Here is a 16,378-nt window from a genome sequence, read left to right as displayed (position 1 = left end):
ACCGCACTCCACAAGTACGATAATCAATCCTCTTGAAGTACGAAAACCGGACGGTATATAGAAATACAGAGATTAAAAGATTGATTTATATTCTATCCATTCCCTTTCTATCCGAGATATTTTCTGCGGGATTTTCCTGTGGAAAAGTCCCGGAAAGGAACGGAACGGGGAAAGGAGTTTCATGGCACAACACGCAATTTTGCGATTTGAAAAACACAAGGGCAATCCAGCAAGACCGCTGGAAGCCCATCACGAACGGCAAAAGGAACAGTACGCCAGCAACCCGGATATTGACACCAGCCGGAGCAAGTACAACTTCCATATCGTCAAGCCGGAGGGACGGTATTACCACTTCATTCAAAGCCGCATTGAACAGGCAGGCTGCCGGACACGCAGGGACAGCACCCGGTTTGTGGATACGCTGATAACCGCCAGCCCGGAGTTTTTCAAGAAGAAGTCCCCAAAGGAGATACAGGCGTTTTTCCAGAGGGCGGCTGATTTCTTAATCGGGCGGGTAGGAAAAGAAAATATCGTGTCGGCGGTGGTACACATGGACGAGAAAACACCCCACCTACATTTGGTCTTTGTTCCGCTGACAGAGGACAACCGCCTGTGTGCAAAGGAGATTATAGGAAATAGAGCCAACCTCACAAAATGGCAGGACGATTTTCACGCTTATATGGTGGAGAAATATCCCGACTTGGAGCGTGGGGAAAGTGCCAGTAAGACAGGCAGGAAGCATATCCCCACCCGTCTGTTCAAGCAGGCGGTCAATCTCTCCAAACAGGCAAGAGCCATTGAAGCCACGCTGGGCGATATTACCCCGTTCAACGCCGGAAAGAAAAAAGAGGAAGCCCTCTCCCTGCTGAAAAAGTGGTTTCCGCAGATGGAGAACTTCTCCGGTCAGCTCAAAAAATACAAGGTCACGATAAGCGACCTTTTGGCAGAAAATGAACAGTTGGAAGCCAGAGCCAAAGCCAGCGAAAAAGGCAAGATGAAAGATACGATGGAACGGGCAAAGCTGGAAAGCGAGCTGAAAGACATTCAGCGGCTGGTAGACCGTATCCCGCCGGAGGTGCTGGCAGAACTGAAACGGCAGCAGCGGCACACAAGGGAACGGTGATTGATGACAGAAAACATTTCACGCCGCAGCATGGCGGCACTGCACTTTGAAAATTAAATATGGAGGTACTATGGAGCATATCAGATACAAGAAAGAAACCGAAGTCGTGACTTTTCAGGGAAAGGAAATCACGCTGGAAAATCTCTCCCCGGTGTTCACGCCGGAGCAGGAAGCAGCAAAACGCCGGGAGCTGGAACAGCAGCTTTATGAGGTGTTCCGCAAGTATGCCGACAAACGGCAGAGAGAGGAAGCCGGGGCATAAGGTTTTCCGAAGCCATCGTTGATTTGCGGGGCTGCTGGCGGTATAATAAAACTGTCAGCAGCTCCGTTTCTTTTTTAAGAAAAGGAGCGACAATATGAACAATCGAATAGACGCAATCTATGCAAGACAATCGGTAGACAAAAAGGACAGCATTTCCATTGAAAGCCAGATTGAATTTTGCAAATACGAGTTGAAAGGCGGTAACTGCAAGGAATACACAGATAAAGGGTACAGCGGCAAGAACACAGACCGTCCAAAGTTTCAAGAACTGGTGCGGGACATCAAGCGGGGCTTAATTGCAAAAGTCGTGGTTTACAAGCTCGACCGTATCAGCCGTTCCATTCTGGACTTTGCCAACATGATGGAGCTGTTCCAACAGTACAATGTAGAGTTTGTGTCCTCTACGGAAAAGTTTGATACCTCCACCCCGATGGGGCGGGCGATGCTGAATATTTGTATTGTGTTCGCCCAGCTTGAGAGGGAAACCATACAGAAGCGGGTAACGGACGCTTACTATTCCCGCAGCCAGCGAGGTTTCAAGATGGGTGGGAAAGCACCTTACGGCTTCCACACCGAACCAATCAAGATGGATGGTATCAACACAAAGAAGCTGGTGGTAAATCCAGATGAAGCGGCAAATATCCGGCTGATGTTTGAGATGTACGCCCAGCCCACTACCTCCTATGGGGACATTACCCGGTACTTTGCGGAACAGGGGATTTTGTTCCATGGCAAAGAGCTGATACGCCCCACGCTGGCGCAGATGTTACGCAATCCTGTCTATGTGCAGGCAGACCTTGATGTGTACGAGTTTTTCAAAAGTCAAGGGACAGTCATTGTCAATGACGCCGCCGATTTTACAGGCATGAACGGCTGCTATCTGTATCAGGGGCGGGATGTGAAGCCCAGCAAAAAGAACGACTTGAAAGGCCAAATGCTGGTGCTGGCTCCCCATGAGGGCATTGTCCCCTCCGACATCTGGCTGACCTGCCGCAAGAAGCTGATGAACAACATGAAAATCCAGTCTGCCCGAAAAGCCACCCACACATGGCTGGCGGGAAAAATCAAGTGCGGGAACTGCGGGTATGCCCTTATGAGCATTAACAATCCTGTGGGGAAGCAATATCTCCGCTGCACAAAACGGCTGGACAATAAAAGCTGTGCCGGGTGCGGGAAAATTATCACTTCGGAACTGGAAACGGTTGTTTATCAGCAGATGGTAAAGAAACTGGCAAGCTACAAGACGCTGACAGGCAGAGAGAAAGCGGCAAAGGCAAACCCGAAAATTGCCGCCCTGCAAGTGGATCTTGCCCATGTGGACAGCGAGATTGAAAAGCTGGTGGACAGTCTGACGGGCGCAAACAATGTGCTGCTCTCCTATGTGAATGTGAAGATAGCGGAACTGGACGGGCGCAAACAGGAACTTGTGAAGCAGATAGCCGAGTTGACGGTGGAAGCCATCAGCCCGGAACAGGTCAATCAGATTTCTGGCTACCTCGACACATGGGACAATGTATCCTTTGACGACAAGCGGCGGGTGGTGGATTTGATGATTACCACCATAGCCGCCACAAGCGACAGCTTGAATATCACATGGAAAATCTGACGGGCGGAACCCCTCCCGTCAGATACCTACTCTGTGTAGTCCCTTGTAAACTGTACTTTATCATTCTTGTGGACAAAATTTATATAAGTTGTTAAATGCAATTTCAGAAAATCAACCTATAAAAGTATTGCCATTTTTGGATGTCGTATTAAATGCAATACCAGAAAATTATGTTGTTTTTCTTATTAATGATGATGCAATTATAAAAACTCTTTGTAATAATACTAGCCCACTTAGAATGTTCTATAGAGGGTTAGGGTGTACACAAATAATTAGCATAGCTAAATATTATGGATTTACATGTAATCATATACAATTAAGCAATGCATTTAGTATTTTATATATTAAGGAAAAGTACTTTGCTGTTCCGGAATGTGGAGCATGTGATCCAAATAAATTGCTTAAAAGTATTGTGAGTGAACTGTATTGGGATGATAATATGGAGCATATGTTAAAAAGTATAAATGGTATTGTTGCAGGAATGAATAGTTCATTTAAAGAAGCATCAAGAGAAGAATTATATAATTGGATAAAATATCGTTTTATGACAGATAAAAGATTTACGGAATTTTTTGAACATAGATATTTTGAAAAATATATAGTCAATAAGATTGACAAGATGATAGAGATGAGAAATGGATAATTGAATGTAAAGAAGGCCTCGCCTGTAGCGTTTGTTAATATTACATAGTAGAAATTCAAGCTATTTAATTGTGGATTTTGAGAAAATTATTATTATGCGACTCTTTGAATTCTTACTCATATGAGCATTGTTTGCATATATTATGGTATTTTCAAAAATAGGTCTTAATCGAAATTGTTCGACAATCACTCTATACACGTGATATACAAACGACCTCAAAACCCCGGTAAATTTGCGGATACCTTAGAAGTTGCCATGTTAGCTCAGGGTGTTTGCTAATCAGAATCAACAGTGAATTAGTACAATCAAAGAATATATGATATGGAAAAGTCTCATAGACCTTGGTCTATGGGACTTTTTGTGGTATGATAACGAGGTATTGAGGAACACAAAATCGGAGGAACATCCATGAAACTAAAAAACGTACTAATCGTTGTAAAAGACATCGAAAAATCAAAGCAGTTCTACCATGACTTGTTTGGCTTAAATGTGGTATTAGATAATGATGGGAATATGATTCTAACCGAAGGTCTGGTGCTTCAGGAAGAAAAGATCTGGAAGAGTTTTCTTGGAAAAGAGATTATTCCCCAAAACAATTCCTGCGAACTGTATTTTGAGGAACACGATATAGAGGCATTTGTTCAAAAACTGGAAAGACTGTATCCGCCTGTTCAATACGTCAATAAACTGATGACAGACAGTTGGGGTCAAAAAGTAGTTCGGTTTTATGATTTAGATGGTAACCTGATAGAAGTGGGAACACCGATGTAACCCGGACCCGTCCCCACACATACGATACAAAAAACATCCAAGGAGGCTCTACATGCAGATAAAAGATACCGATATCTACAAACTGAATTATTTTACATACAACAGGGCATTTACCGGCAGCTATGGAAATATGCGTTATCGACTTATCCGAAAAAAAGACGAGGAAGAGGAAGCAGTTCTGTCAGCAGCAGTCTATCCGCAGCCATACTGTTGGGAAGAAACGGAGGACGAAAAAAAGCAAATACGGGAATTTCCATTTACGGAGGAGGGAAGAACCGGGATGATAGAATGGCTGAATCAGAAATTGAGCGAATTTAAATAGAATGATAGAAAAATTATAGAAAGAGGAAAAAACATGGTAACATTATTGGCTGGAATATTTATTAAAGATAAGGAGAATACATCTTCGCCGGAAGTCCGGCAGGCATATGGAATGTTGACCGGAATTGTGGGGATATTTTTAAATATATGCCTGTTTGCGGGAAAATTCATAGCAGGAACGATCAGTGGTTCCATTTCCATTACTGCAGATGCGTTTAACAACCTGTCCGATGCAGGTTCTTCTTTTGTGACTTTGATCGGTTTTAAACTTGCAGGGGCGAAGCCAGACCCGGATCATCCGTTTGGCCATGGGAGAATAGAATATGTGTCAGGATTGATTGTTTCGGGAGTTATTTTGTTGATGGCGTTTGAGCTGATCAAAAATTCTGTGGATAAGATTATACATCCGACAGAAGTAGAATTCAGCCTTTTGGCAATGGGAATCTTAGTGGCATCCATTTTAGTAAAAATCTATATGTATTTTTATAATCAGCAAATCAGTAAAAAAATTGATTCCGCAGCAATGAAAGCAACAGCAGTGGACAGTCTGAGCGATACACTTGCAACAACAGTTGTTTTAATTGCAGCAATTGTTGCAAAATATACCGGATTACAGGTGGATGGCTATTGTGGAGTTCTGGTAGGCTTGTTTATCTTCTATGCGGGATTTTCAGCAGCAAAGGATACCTTGGACCCGCTGCTGGGGCAGCCGGCGGAGCCTGAATTTGTGGAGCGGATTGAAGAAATTGTAAATGGCTATGATATGGTATTGGGAATTCATGATTTAGTAGTACATAATTATGGACCGGGACGGGTGATGATTTCACTTCATGCAGAGGTGCCGGCAGATGAAGATATTTTAAAAATACATGATATGATAGACATTATAGAAAATGATTTGAAGGAACAGCTGCACTGCGAGGCAGTCATTCATATGGACCCGCTGGTGGTGAATGATGAGCAGACAAATGAGCTGCGGACAGCAGTGAAAGAAATCGTAGAGAGTTTTGAAGGCAGCGTGTCCATGCATGACTTTAGAACAGTCATAGGACCGACACATACCAATATGATATTTGATGTGCTAGTACCGTTTGACTATCCGATGACAGATGCACAAGTCAAAGAAAAAGTGCAGGCAGAAGTGTGGGAGCGACTTGGAAAAGAATATTACACTGTTATTCAGATTGACAGACCATATACGGCAATGAAGAAGTAATAAGAAAAAATAAAAAAGATAATAGAACATAAAAACGGCAGCTTGAAAAATACGATTCAAACTGCCGTTTTACTTCCTATTTTCTATAAAGGAGAAATTCTCACAATCTCACTATTCTTTTGCAGTTGCCGGTGGATATTGTTTTACCGGTTCTTCGGTTCCTTCCTGAATGTCGTTTACTACTTCGTTTTTATCCATATTATTCATCAGGGCATCCTGATCTTCGATATCTGTTTCGTTTTGCGGTGTATCAGTAGCAGGCGTCTCTTCGGAAGGGTCAGCAGGAATATGGTAAACATATTCGTTGGAGCTTCTAAAGATCGTATTGCTCGAACCCATCTGGTTCACGACAAGGACATCGCTATCATCTAATTTATCCGTTTTAATCTTAAGATAGTTGCCACTGACGTAAGTGGTAGGAACCTTTGTGCCATTGATAAAGACTTTACTCCAAGGAGTAAAATGTTGTCCGTAAATCATCAGTTTTCCATCACTGGCAAGCCATGTTCGGTCAATACTGGTCTCATCGATACCCATGACCAGATCAGAAGCCGGATACGGGTCTTTATCGCCGTTGTAGCAGTAGCGTTTTCCATAAAGGATATCGTACTGTAAAAGCTCAAAATTCTGGATGTAATCCTTAGAGTCAGTTGCTACATCCTGCTGACTCTGATGGAAACGGAACATTGTTCCTTCATGGATGTCAAGCTGGTCGGTTAAGTGAGCTAAAAGCTGATAGGAAGTCAGATCAGCGTCTTGTTTCTCCAAACCGAAATTATTCCAGGTTACATACTTTGTCTTAAAAATATCACCGGTTGCCATATCACTCTCTTCTAAGCCGAGTGTAGGAAGATGGTCCCCCCAGAGCACGAGGATCGTTTTCTCATCACGCTGCGCAAGGGCATCCTTTAACTTTCCGATAAATTTATCCACTTCGTGGATTTCATTAATGTAATATTCCCACTGATTATTGGTAGCTTCATCTTTTGCACCACTAACGGTAATTTCAGGGTTTTCAATGACCTTTTCCGTCGGATAATCGCCGTGACCCTGAACCGTGATCGTGTAGACAAGATCCTGCTGATCCGGTGTGGCATCCATGGACTTGATCGTTTCATCCACTAAGATATCATCAGTAGGCCAGGAACCAAGCGGAGTGTATTCCGTGATGTTCATCAGTTCCTTACTGGTAAAGGTATCAAATCCCATCATAGAAAACGCATTGGCACGGCTGTAGAAGTTACCGCCGTTGTTGTGGACTACATGAGTTCCGTAACCTAATTTAGAAAGGTCGGAAGCAATGCTTTCACAGTCTGTTTCTTTTAAGATCGTCTTATATGGATATTCTCCGGTTCCGAAGAACTGAAGTCCCATACCGGTTAAAACTTCAAATTCCGTATTCGCCGTACCGGCACCTACAACCGGAACCGTCATATGACCGGTGGAGTAATTTGCCTCCAGTTCATGGAAGTTCGGGATCGGATCACTTGAAGTCTTTAAAAAGTTGATATCAGTAGGGTCTACAAAAGACTCTAACAGAACGACAACGATATTAGGCATATCCTCTTTAGAGCGGCTGGTATCCGCTACTTTTACGGAATCTTCAATCGATTCAATCTTCTTTTTTGAGTAGGCATCCGGTTTGCTCATGCCTCTGTCCACAACGGAAGAGGAGAAACCGTAAACAAAACCGTAATTTTCATAACCCTGTGCAATATTAGAAAAATAAGAAGCAATGATATTCTTATCCTGCGCTGCCTGTGTGGTCAGTGGAACCCAGATAAAACAGGATGCCACGAACAGGAAAACGACCAGTTTGTTAGAACGTCCCTGGAATTTCGGACCCTTTGCCCAAAGCCAGATACAAAAGGCAATAAAAGCAGCGACTCCGATAACGGCGATCAATGCCTGACCGGCAGTAAAGTAATTCGTATTCTGCATGGTTAAGAGGTCAGTGACCATCTTTAAGTCGGTATAGCCAAATGGTGTGACACGCTGTGCTAAGATACATCCGTTGATAATTCCAAGGAACAGCCACAGACCGCTGATGATGACGCGAGCAAGGGCTCTTCTGCGGAAAAAGTATACAATGGACAGCGAAACAAAAATGATCAGTGAGTTATAAAGGTAAGCCCAGGTATGTGCATCCATAAAGGTTAAAGTAGAACGCAGGTCTCTTCTGGAAATAAACTCAATGATAAATGTCAAAAAGCATGCCAGTATAACATGGAAGATAATCGAAAAGCGGTTCATAAAGTTGATGACCTTATCCAGCTTTTCACGCGTCTCCGGTTTCATAGGCGGGATCTTTGGTAACTTTGAATGTACCTTTGAGAAAAAGTTCTTTATGCCTGATAAAATATTTTTTGGTTTCTTCATGTATTTCACCTCGAAAAAGTATATTCATATATAGATAAAAAAGCAATGTAAAAAAAGATTTACACCAAATTTACACTACCTAAACAAGAATAAAACGATTTCAAGTAAAAATCAACGGTAATCTTACATAAAAATATCTTAAGAATTTATGAATGTTCATCCAATATGCGAAGAAACGCGAAAAAGGGGATGGAAAAGTCAGGAAAAGCACTTGAAACTGCAAAAACCATGGGTTATACTAAAATAATAACAGAAGGTAAGAAAATGGGTATTCATATGAAGAAATACATAAATACAAGTCGTAGGATTAATACAAAAGAGAGTGAAGAGTGGGGCTTCATTGTCATAAATGCATTGAAAAAAGTATGGCTTGCAACGTTGATCATAGAGTTGTTTCTGTTTATCTTCTTTCAGCCGAATGAAGAGTGTAGCAGAGCCTATTACTTTTATTTGTTTGTAGCCCGCCCGTCGATTGGACAGGGGGTATGGTTAGCAGCGGCAGATATTTTGTTTAAGAAGTGTATAAAGAGTAAAAGCCATAGGATTGTTTCCTTATTTATGATGATTCTGGTATCGGGATTTGCAGCCATTGCCGTCTGGGTGCATACCAGCGTCGGACTGATGCCGGTAGCATTACTGTTCCCAATGGTGTTGTGTCCGTTTTACAGGGACTGGAAGATGATGGTGCTGCAGGCAGGAATCTCTACCGCATTATATGCGGCGTATCAGGGGTATTTTTTACCATATTCCCCGTATTTGCCGCCGGAAAATCTGTTGATTGATGTGACGATTTTTGCCGGTTGTACCTTTGTAACACTTGTATTAGAAGAACAGGTCAACCTTTCCTATATTTTACAGGAAGAAAAATCCGTCAGGGATTCCCTGACGCATCTGTATAATCATGAGACATTTTATGAAGAGTTAGAATATCACATGAAGCGGTATGAGGAGAAAAAAGAGACTTTTTCCGTTATGATCGCCGATATTGATAATTTTAAAAAAGTCAATGACACCTATGGTCATGCATTTGGAGATGAGGTCATTCGCAAAGTGGTTGTGGCATTTGCGGAGGGACATGGAAATAATGATTTTTCTGCACGTTATGGCGGCGAGGAGTTTGCGATGATTCTTCCGAAACGGGGCATAGAAGAAGCAGCAGGAATTGCAGAGAATATCCGAAAGAAGTTTGAAGAAATTGCTTTTCAGACAGAACTGGGGGAAAAGCATTTTACTTTAAGTATCGGAGTTGCGGAATATACAAAAATATATGAGAATGCCAGCACATTTTTTGAACAGGCAGATAAAGCATTGTACGAGGCGAAGAGATCGGGAAAGAACCGGGTATGCTGTGCGAAAAGTGCTGAATAGGAAAGGCAGGGAGATACACGAAGAAAAAGTGGAGTCAGTAAGCTCCACTTTATTTTATAAACTTATTAATTGCTTCTTCAAGGTCTTTTAACATCTGGGTGTCGCCGGTTTCCACGGCGTCCACAACACAGTGATTAATGTGATCTTCAAGAATGATTTTTCCTATATTATTAATGGCAGAGCGGACAGCGGCAATCTGAATCAGAACTTCGCTGCAATCACGTCCGTCTTCGATCATGGTTCGTACAGCTTCCATATGACCGATTGCACGGGACATGCGGTTTAAAACAGCCTTTGTGTTTTCATGATGATGACCGTGGTCATGTTCATGCGTATGTGAGTGTTCATGCTCATGCGTATGCGTTTCCTGTTTTTTTGTACTCATAAGTAACTCCTTTAGTATGAATGAGTTTATTGTAAAACAAAAAATATCTTCACGCAACCGTTTTGTGAGGGGCAGCAAAGCGTATCAGCGTAGTATTGGGGTATTGTAGAGAGATAGCAGAAGAAAAATGTATGAGGTATTTTTATGAAAAAAATAGCAGTTGTATTGTGCGGAATGGAATATAGCAATCAGCAGGAGCTGGTACAGGGGATGATACAGTATCAGTCGGAGCATGGGGGAAGTATCCATGTGTTTCACTGCAGTGGGGACCATCTGCAGACCGGAGGTTATAAAAGGGGAGCTTTTAAAATCTTTGATTTACTGAATCCGCAGAATTACGATGGAATTATTTTGGCACGCGAGACACTTCATGAAAAAAATATGCAAAGACGCGTGGTGGAACGTTTGAGGGAGAGTGGCGTTCCGGTGATTTCCGTAGGGGCAAAAACAGAGGGCATGGGCTGCATAGAATTTGACGATTACCATGCAATGAGTCAGATGGTTCGCCATGTCATATGTGAGCATGGCGCGCGTAAGCTGGCATATATTGATGGTCCGAAAGAATACAGTGATGCGGCAAAAAGAGCACAGGCATACAAAGATGTTTTAGAAGAAGAAGGGGTCCCATTTGATTCCCACTGGTTTTTCAAAGGGGATTACAGTGTGGAAGCAGGAACCTATGTAGTCAGTGAACTCGACAGGATGCACAGGATTCCCGAAGCGATCATCTGTGCAAATGACTGTATGGCAGCAGGAGCCATTATGGAATTGCAGGATCGCGGATACCGGGTACCGGAGGATGTTTTAGTTACAGGATTCGATAATGTGTCGATCGCAAAGGATAATTCTCCAAGGATTACAACGGTGGATTGTGATAGAGAGACTATGGGATATCGTGCCTGTGAATATCTTATGACAAAAACGGCAAAAGAGATACAAAAGCTTTGTGTTCAAATACCGACTACCCAGATCTATTCAGAGAGTTGTGGCTGTGAAAGAGAAGGACAGGACGATGGCAGAGAAATAAAACACCGCCTGATCCGCCAATCCGCAAAGACCAAGAATTATCAGAGGAGAATGAACGAAGTCTTTAACAGTTTTATGAAGTCTAAGAAGGTCAAGGATTTTATTGGGCCGGTCAAAGAATTTGTTCCGGGGTTGGAGACGGAGTGTTTTTACATAGCATTCCGTGATACGGATGCCTTTGCAAGACGTATGGTACGCAGTTATGGAGACAGAGATTCGTTGCAGGATGCCGCATGGGATGAAGCGGAGACAGAAAGATACCGACTGCCGATCGCCTATGAAAAAGGAGTATTTTCTTCCTATGGTGAGTTAGAACCGGGGATGCTGCTTCCAAAAGAATGTACGGCAGATGAGAATGTAGTTTCGTTTATTATGCCGATCCACTATCAGGAGCATTTTTTCGGATACTGCATGATCGGACACTGTGATATGGCAACCGAAGCGGATCTGATCAAACAGTGGATGTTAGAACTTGGAAATGCCGTAGAGAGTGTTTTGAAAAAACAGATCTTGCAGAACATCACGGAAAAATTAGACCGCATGAGTGCGTTTGACAGTCTGACCGGACTCTACAACCGGGTTGGTTTTCAGATACAGGCAGATAAGTATAAAATGTATGCAAAGAGCAGCGGAAGAAGTCTGTACATCAGCTTTATCGATATTGATGGTTTGAAAAAAGTGAATGATACTTATGGTCATCACGAAGGCGACTGGCTGATCAAGACAATTGGAGAATGTTTGAAAAAAGCAAGCCATGAAGAAGAGGTCTGTATGCGTTTTGGCGGAGATGAGTTCATTGTGTTAGGACTTGAAAACGTTGCAGACGGACGGCATCTGGAATTTGAGCAGGAATTTCAGAAGAATATCCAAAAGGTCAATGAGACACAGGAGAGGGAATATCAGGTTTCTGCAAGTATTGGAAGCTATACAATAGAAGATGTGGAAAATACCAATCTTCAGATTGTTATAGAACGTGCAGATATGGAGATGTATCTGCGAAAGAAGAAGAAAAAAAGAGGATAGAGGAGCCGCACTTTTTTGGAAAAGAGGCATATAGTATAGTGATGTTTTTTCCAGGAGAAGTGGAGTGGACTATAATAATAAAGACTGGTATTACTCACCACAGACCTATCCATTTTATACACCATACCAGATGCAGATGCAGGGCGGATTTCCGATGCAAATGCAGGGAAATTATTTAAAGGAAATGGAATATGAAAAGGATTTAGACCGGATGAGGGAACTTTATCCTAATGAGGTCAAAAAGATTCAGAAGTATGTAGATGAAGAATGCGACAGGATGGAGTATGAGGGAAGCCTGATGTTTGACGAATATCCGGATAAAACGATGCTCTCTTTAGTCAGCAAGCGGATTATGGATAAGATCGCACAGGATAGCGAAAAAGACGAAGTGGAAACCAGCGAATGCTGCGGAGGTTCCCGCCGTGGCGGAGGATTGTCCGATTTGGTGGAAGTGTTGTTATACAATGAAATGTATAGAAGACGCTGCAGACATCGGCGTTGTAACCGCTGGTGGTAAAATAGTAGTTGAGTTTTTGGATAAAACTATATACAATGAAAGAAGTCAGCGGTGCCGTATGGCACCGCCTGTTTTTGAAGAAAGGGAGGACAGGCTTTTGAAGAAAGGAAAGATAAAAATAATCGCACTGATCGGGGCATTTGTACTGACCGTATTGATCGTGGGACTAATAAACCGTCATTCGAGCAATGACACGACCGATAATATGGCGGGAGCAACACTGCCGGTTGTTACGCTCACCTATGCAGATGAAGAGATCAATGAACTTCATGGTCATACGGCACAGATGAATGCAGTATATATGAGAGACAGCATTACACCGTTAGATAAAAGCCGTAAATTGCCTGTCAGTATTGAGACTTTCGGCAATTCCATTGATAAGATTTCCTATGAGATCCGAAGCATGGACAGGAAGCGTTTGGTCGCAGAAGCCGATGTGAAAAATTTTAAGGCAGAAGACAAACAGGTGACAGCGAATATTAAAATACAGAACATCATTGAAGAGGGAGAGGAATATCTTCTGATCTTAAAGCTGCAGCAGGGAAAAAAAGAAGTCTACTATTACACACGCATCATACAGCCGGTAGATGCCTATGTGCAGGAGAGCCTTGCGTTTGCGAAGGATTTTCATGATACATCCATGAATCCGGAAACAAAAGGGACACTGGCAACTTACTTAGAACCGAACTCATCAGGGGATAACAGCAGTCTGAATAACGTTACGATCCATTCTTCCTTAAAGCAGGTGACATGGGCAGATTTTCCATATCAGAAAGTCAGTGAACCGATCCCGTCCATTAAGGAGATCAGCAGTACCTGTAATGTGATCACGTTAGATTATGTAGTAAAAGCAAAAGATTCGGATTCCGAATACTATAATGTAGAGGAATACTATAGAATACGATACACCAGTGCAAGACCGTATCTGCTCAGCTATGAGCGATCGATGAACCGCGTTTTTTCAGGTGGAAAAGACAGTATTTATGATAACTATATCCAGTTGGGAATACGTTCTAAGGATGTAAACTATATCTCAAATGAAAATGGAAGCGTTGCAGCCTTTGTACAGGAAGGAGATCTGTGGATGTACAATCAGGACACCAATCAGATCGCAAAGGTATTCAGTTTCCGTTCGGATATGGAAGAAGTGGATGACAGGGAAAATTATGGAGAACACGATATCCGTATTGTCAGCATTGATGAGCGTGGAAGTATGGACTTTTTAGTCTATGGCTACATGAACCGGGGAATCCATGAGGGCAGGACCGGGATCAGTGTGTGCCATTATGACTCTGTAACCAATACGGTAGAAGAGCAGCTGTTTTTACCGGTAACGACTTCTTATCAGGTTATGAAAGAAGATTTAGGAGAGCTGGCATATCAGAACAATCAGGAACAGTTCTACCTGATCGCAGGCAAGACACTTTATCAGATCGATTTAGACAGCCTGAAAGTTACCAAAAAAAGGAAGGATTTAAAGGCAGGAACCTATCAGGTGTCAGCAAGCGGACGCTACCTTGCATATAAAGATAGCGAAGGACAGCTTTTAGTGGAAGATTTAGAGACGGGAAATACACATCCGGTCAAGAGCAGCGGTGGAGAAGAGACGCGTGCCATCGGATTTATCGGAGAAGATTTTATATACGGACAGGCGAGAAATGCAGACAGCGTTAAGGATGCAGCAGGAAATCAGGTATTTCCAATGTATCAGATCCGGATCTTATCACCGGAAGAAGATTATAAAGTAGTAAAGACCTATGAAAAAGGCGGATATTATATTACAGATGTCCGTATAGATGAAAATACCATCTATTTGAGCAGAGTCCGTCCGGAGGGCGGAGCCTATGTGGATGCTTCGGAGGATACGATCGTAAACAGCGAGGAAGAGAGCGGAGCAAAAGCCGAGCTGCATACAACTTCGACAAAAGAACGCCAGACACAGGTGCAGATACAGCTTGCAAAGGCGGCAGAAGAAGAGAAAAAATTGCAGACTCTGGTTTCAAAAGAGATCATCCATGAGAGATCAAAAGAGGTGCAGTTAGATATTTCCGGTGAGCAGCAGTATTACGCTTATGCAGCAGGAAAGGTCGTGCTTGGAACAGCGAATGCAGCTGAAGCGGTCAGAGCAGCCGATGAAAAAATGGGAGTGGTTGTAGGAACAAAGCAGCAGTACATCTGGAAGCGTTCACGCAGGGCTTTAAGAGAAACCGTCATAGCGGATGGAACACAGGCACAGGGCAATAGCACGGCTGCAAAATGCCTGAATGTTATCCTGAAAAAAGAAGGGCTGAATTTAGATGCAGGAGCGTTGTTAGAAAACGGTGAAACCGCAAAACAGATCTTGCAGGAAGCCTTAAAGGAAAGTACGGTACTGGATCTAAGCGGATGCGGAGTAGAGCAGGTTCTTTACTATGTCAGTGAGGGAAATCCGGTCTTTGCAGTACGCGGAACAGGAGATGCCGTTCTGATCACAGGGTACGATTCGAACAGTGTGTGTATTTATGAACCGGGAAGCGGAGCAATTCAGAGGAAAAATATGGAAGAAGCCAAGAATACACTGGAAGGATCAGGAAGCTGCTTCTATGCATATTTAAAATAGAAAAGTTGCATAAAAAAATGTAGTTTTGTTGGAATCCTTGTTGGAAATTGCCAAAAATGAAAAAAACATATTGTAAAACCCCTGCGAATAGGCTATATTACATGAATAAGCTATACAATGTAGCAATATGTTAGAACACGGAATGAAGTGAAGCGAGGTATTGGGACTGTGAGTAAAAAAGAGATTGTAGTTTCTGATGTTGAAAAAGAACATGATAACCCGATTGCCGAACTGGTACAGGTAGCCTGTAAGTTCGACAGTGAGATCATATTAGAGAGCAATAACCGCAAGATTAATGCCAAGAGTATTATGGGAATTATGGCATTTAATCCTTCCAACGGTATGAAAGTAAATATCGTAGCAAATGGAGAGGATGAAGCGGAAGCTTTAGATGCAATGGAAAAGTTCTTAGTTTGTGAATAGGAGGAGCATATGAACGCAAAATCAGGAAAGAAGCCGGAAGTGAAACCAGTTGTAACAACTGCACAGACAAAGGAAGCAGAAGTAAAGCCTGCTGAAACAAAGGAAGCAGAAGTAAAACCTGCAGAGACAAAGACTCTTGAGGCAAAGGCAGCAGAAGTAAAAGCAGCAGCCAGCGCAGTAGAAGCAAAGGCAACAGAAAAGTTAGCGAATGTAAAAGAAACCGTAAAAGAGACAACAGAGGCTGTAAAAGAAGAAGTAAAGAAAGCTCCAAAGAAAAAAGCCACACGCAAGGCAGCCGCTAAGAAACAGAGCGAAAGCGAGACCGAAGTATTTGTAGAGTATTACGGACAGCAGTCTTCTGTAGAAGAGATTACAAATAAGGTAAAAGAAGTATTTGTATCAGAGGGACACAGAGTATCTACCATTAAATCCTTAAAGCTGTATCTGAAACCGGAAGATGGTTTTGCATACTATGTGATCAACGAGAAGTTCGCAGGACGGGTTCCATTGTTCTAAGAGAACGGATAAATCAGTATAGGATCACATAATGATCGTACATAAAAAAGGATTTCCTGTAAGTCGTAGGACGACTTATCGGAAATCCTTTTTTGCTCTATCGAAAATACAATGTTCCGTTAAAGTATGAAAACTGTGTTTCCTATAGAGTAAAAAGCCCCTCGGGCAAAGATGCACTTTGGGAAGGGGAACCGGGAAAT

Annotated in this window: 15 protein-coding genes; 13 read left to right on the top strand and 2 right to left on the bottom strand. The window is 42.6% G+C overall.

Annotated features, from left to right (window positions below; genetic code table 11):
* Nucleotides 1-181: 181 nt before the first annotated feature.
* The 7 genes from mobV to WMO43_RS11150 all read left to right on the top strand — a co-directional run bounded on the left by mobV (nt 182) and on the right by WMO43_RS11150 (nt 5,942).
* Nucleotides 182-1,123 carry a MobV family relaxase gene (gene mobV / locus WMO43_RS11180; protein WP_353531239.1) on the top strand — a complete coding sequence of 314 codons (942 nt, stop codon included), beginning with the start codon at nt 182-184 and terminating at the stop codon, nt 1,121-1,123.
* 70 nt (nt 1,124-1,193) lie between these two features.
* On the top strand, nt 1,194-1,385 hold the full coding sequence (locus tag WMO43_RS11175) for a hypothetical protein (RefSeq protein ID WP_117581631.1): 192 nt from the start codon (nt 1,194-1,196) through the stop codon (nt 1,383-1,385).
* 94 nt (nt 1,386-1,479) lie between these two features.
* Entirely contained in the window at nt 1,480-2,991 is a 1,512-nt protein-coding gene (locus WMO43_RS11170; protein ID WP_353531237.1) for a recombinase family protein, read from the top strand.
* Between the two features lie 88 nt (nt 2,992-3,079).
* Nucleotides 3,080-3,634, top strand: a complete 555-nt coding sequence (locus tag WMO43_RS11165) for a hypothetical protein (RefSeq protein WP_353531235.1) — start codon at nt 3,080-3,082, stop codon at nt 3,632-3,634.
* A gap of 408 nt (nt 3,635-4,042) precedes the next feature.
* The gene (locus WMO43_RS11160) at nt 4,043-4,405 is read left to right on the top strand and encodes a VOC family protein (protein WP_353531233.1); all 363 of its coding nucleotides are present in this window, start codon (nt 4,043-4,045) and stop codon (nt 4,403-4,405) included.
* Nucleotides 4,406-4,457: 52 nt separating this feature from the next.
* Nucleotides 4,458-4,727, top strand: a complete 270-nt coding sequence (locus WMO43_RS11155) for a GNAT family acetyltransferase (protein ID WP_353531232.1) — start codon at nt 4,458-4,460, stop codon at nt 4,725-4,727.
* A gap of 33 nt (nt 4,728-4,760) precedes the next feature.
* Nucleotides 4,761-5,942: a cation diffusion facilitator family transporter gene (locus WMO43_RS11150; protein ID WP_353531231.1), complete on the top strand. Its 1,182-nt coding sequence runs from the start codon at nt 4,761-4,763 to the stop codon at nt 5,940-5,942.
* Nucleotides 5,943-6,053: 111 nt separating this feature from the next.
* Here WMO43_RS11150 and WMO43_RS11145 read toward each other — a convergent pair whose 3' ends face one another.
* The gene (locus WMO43_RS11145) at nt 6,054-8,321 is read right to left on the bottom strand and encodes an LTA synthase family protein (protein ID WP_353531230.1); all 2,268 of its coding nucleotides are present in this window, start codon (nt 8,319-8,321) and stop codon (nt 6,054-6,056) included.
* 264 nt (nt 8,322-8,585) lie between these two features.
* Between WMO43_RS11145 and WMO43_RS11140 the strand changes: the two genes are divergently transcribed.
* A complete protein-coding gene (locus tag WMO43_RS11140) occupies nt 8,586-9,689 on the top strand; it encodes a GGDEF domain-containing protein (RefSeq protein WP_353531229.1) in 1,104 nt (367 codons plus the stop codon).
* Between the two features lie 49 nt (nt 9,690-9,738).
* Here WMO43_RS11140 and WMO43_RS11135 read toward each other — a convergent pair whose 3' ends face one another.
* Nucleotides 9,739-10,074 (bottom strand): metal-sensing transcriptional repressor, encoded by a 336-nt coding sequence (locus WMO43_RS11135; RefSeq protein ID WP_353531228.1) that lies wholly within the window; start codon nt 10,072-10,074, stop codon nt 9,739-9,741.
* Nucleotides 10,075-10,218: 144 nt separating this feature from the next.
* Here WMO43_RS11135 and WMO43_RS11130 point away from each other — a divergent pair, with 144 nt between their 5' ends.
* The 5 genes from WMO43_RS11130 (at nt 10,219) to WMO43_RS11110 (ending at nt 16,178) form a co-directional block, all read left to right on the top strand.
* On the top strand, nt 10,219-12,123 hold the full coding sequence (locus WMO43_RS11130) for a GGDEF domain-containing protein (protein ID WP_353531227.1): 1,905 nt from the start codon (nt 10,219-10,221) through the stop codon (nt 12,121-12,123).
* Nucleotides 12,124-12,187: 64 nt separating this feature from the next.
* Entirely contained in the window at nt 12,188-12,640 is a 453-nt protein-coding gene (locus WMO43_RS11125) for a hypothetical protein (protein ID WP_353531226.1), read from the top strand.
* Nucleotides 12,588-15,239, top strand: a complete 2,652-nt coding sequence (locus WMO43_RS11120) for a hypothetical protein (protein WP_353531225.1) — start codon at nt 12,588-12,590, stop codon at nt 15,237-15,239. The genes WMO43_RS11125 and WMO43_RS11120 overlap by 53 nt, the downstream gene beginning before the upstream one ends.
* A gap of 168 nt (nt 15,240-15,407) precedes the next feature.
* The gene (locus tag WMO43_RS11115) at nt 15,408-15,662 is read left to right on the top strand and encodes an HPr family phosphocarrier protein (RefSeq protein ID WP_177963812.1); all 255 of its coding nucleotides are present in this window, start codon (nt 15,408-15,410) and stop codon (nt 15,660-15,662) included.
* 9 nt (nt 15,663-15,671) lie between these two features.
* Complete coding sequence (locus tag WMO43_RS11110) at nt 15,672-16,178, top strand: DUF6465 family protein (protein WP_353531224.1); 507 nt, start codon at nt 15,672-15,674, stop codon at nt 16,176-16,178.
* Nucleotides 16,179-16,378 lie beyond the last annotated feature (200 nt).

The organism is Maccoyibacter intestinihominis (assembly GCF_040096355.1).
Classification (GTDB): Bacteria; Bacillota; Clostridia; order Lachnospirales; family Lachnospiraceae; genus Maccoyibacter; species Maccoyibacter intestinihominis.
Note: the sequence above shows the minus strand (reverse complement) of the source record. Positions and strands in the feature narration are given on the sequence as shown.

What these genes read in the sequence shown, in the direction of transcription:
- WMO43_RS11175 (WP_117581631.1), top strand. Translation starts at nt 1,194, where the DNA reads ATGGAGCATATCAGATACAAGAAAGAAACCGAAGTCGTGACTTTTCAG.
- mobV (WP_353531239.1), top strand. Translation starts at nt 182, where the DNA reads ATGGCACAACACGCAATTTTGCGATTTGAAAAACACAAGGGCAATCCA.
- WMO43_RS11110 (WP_353531224.1), top strand. Translation starts at nt 15,672, where the DNA reads ATGAACGCAAAATCAGGAAAGAAGCCGGAAGTGAAACCAGTTGTAACA.
- WMO43_RS11145 (WP_353531230.1), bottom strand. Translation starts at nt 8,321, where the DNA reads ATGAAGAAACCAAAAAATATTTTATCAGGCATAAAGAACTTTTTCTCA.
- WMO43_RS11150 (WP_353531231.1), top strand. Translation starts at nt 4,761, where the DNA reads ATGGTAACATTATTGGCTGGAATATTTATTAAAGATAAGGAGAATACA.
- WMO43_RS11170 (WP_353531237.1), top strand. Translation starts at nt 1,480, where the DNA reads ATGAACAATCGAATAGACGCAATCTATGCAAGACAATCGGTAGACAAA.
- WMO43_RS11120 (WP_353531225.1), top strand. Translation starts at nt 12,588, where the DNA reads ATGAAATGTATAGAAGACGCTGCAGACATCGGCGTTGTAACCGCTGGT.
- WMO43_RS11130 (WP_353531227.1), top strand. Translation starts at nt 10,219, where the DNA reads ATGAAAAAAATAGCAGTTGTATTGTGCGGAATGGAATATAGCAATCAG.
- WMO43_RS11135 (WP_353531228.1), bottom strand. Translation starts at nt 10,074, where the DNA reads ATGAGTACAAAAAAACAGGAAACGCATACGCATGAGCATGAACACTCA.
- WMO43_RS11140 (WP_353531229.1), top strand. Translation starts at nt 8,586, where the DNA reads ATGGGTATTCATATGAAGAAATACATAAATACAAGTCGTAGGATTAAT.
- WMO43_RS11160 (WP_353531233.1), top strand. Translation starts at nt 4,043, where the DNA reads ATGAAACTAAAAAACGTACTAATCGTTGTAAAAGACATCGAAAAATCA.
- WMO43_RS11155 (WP_353531232.1), top strand. Translation starts at nt 4,458, where the DNA reads ATGCAGATAAAAGATACCGATATCTACAAACTGAATTATTTTACATAC.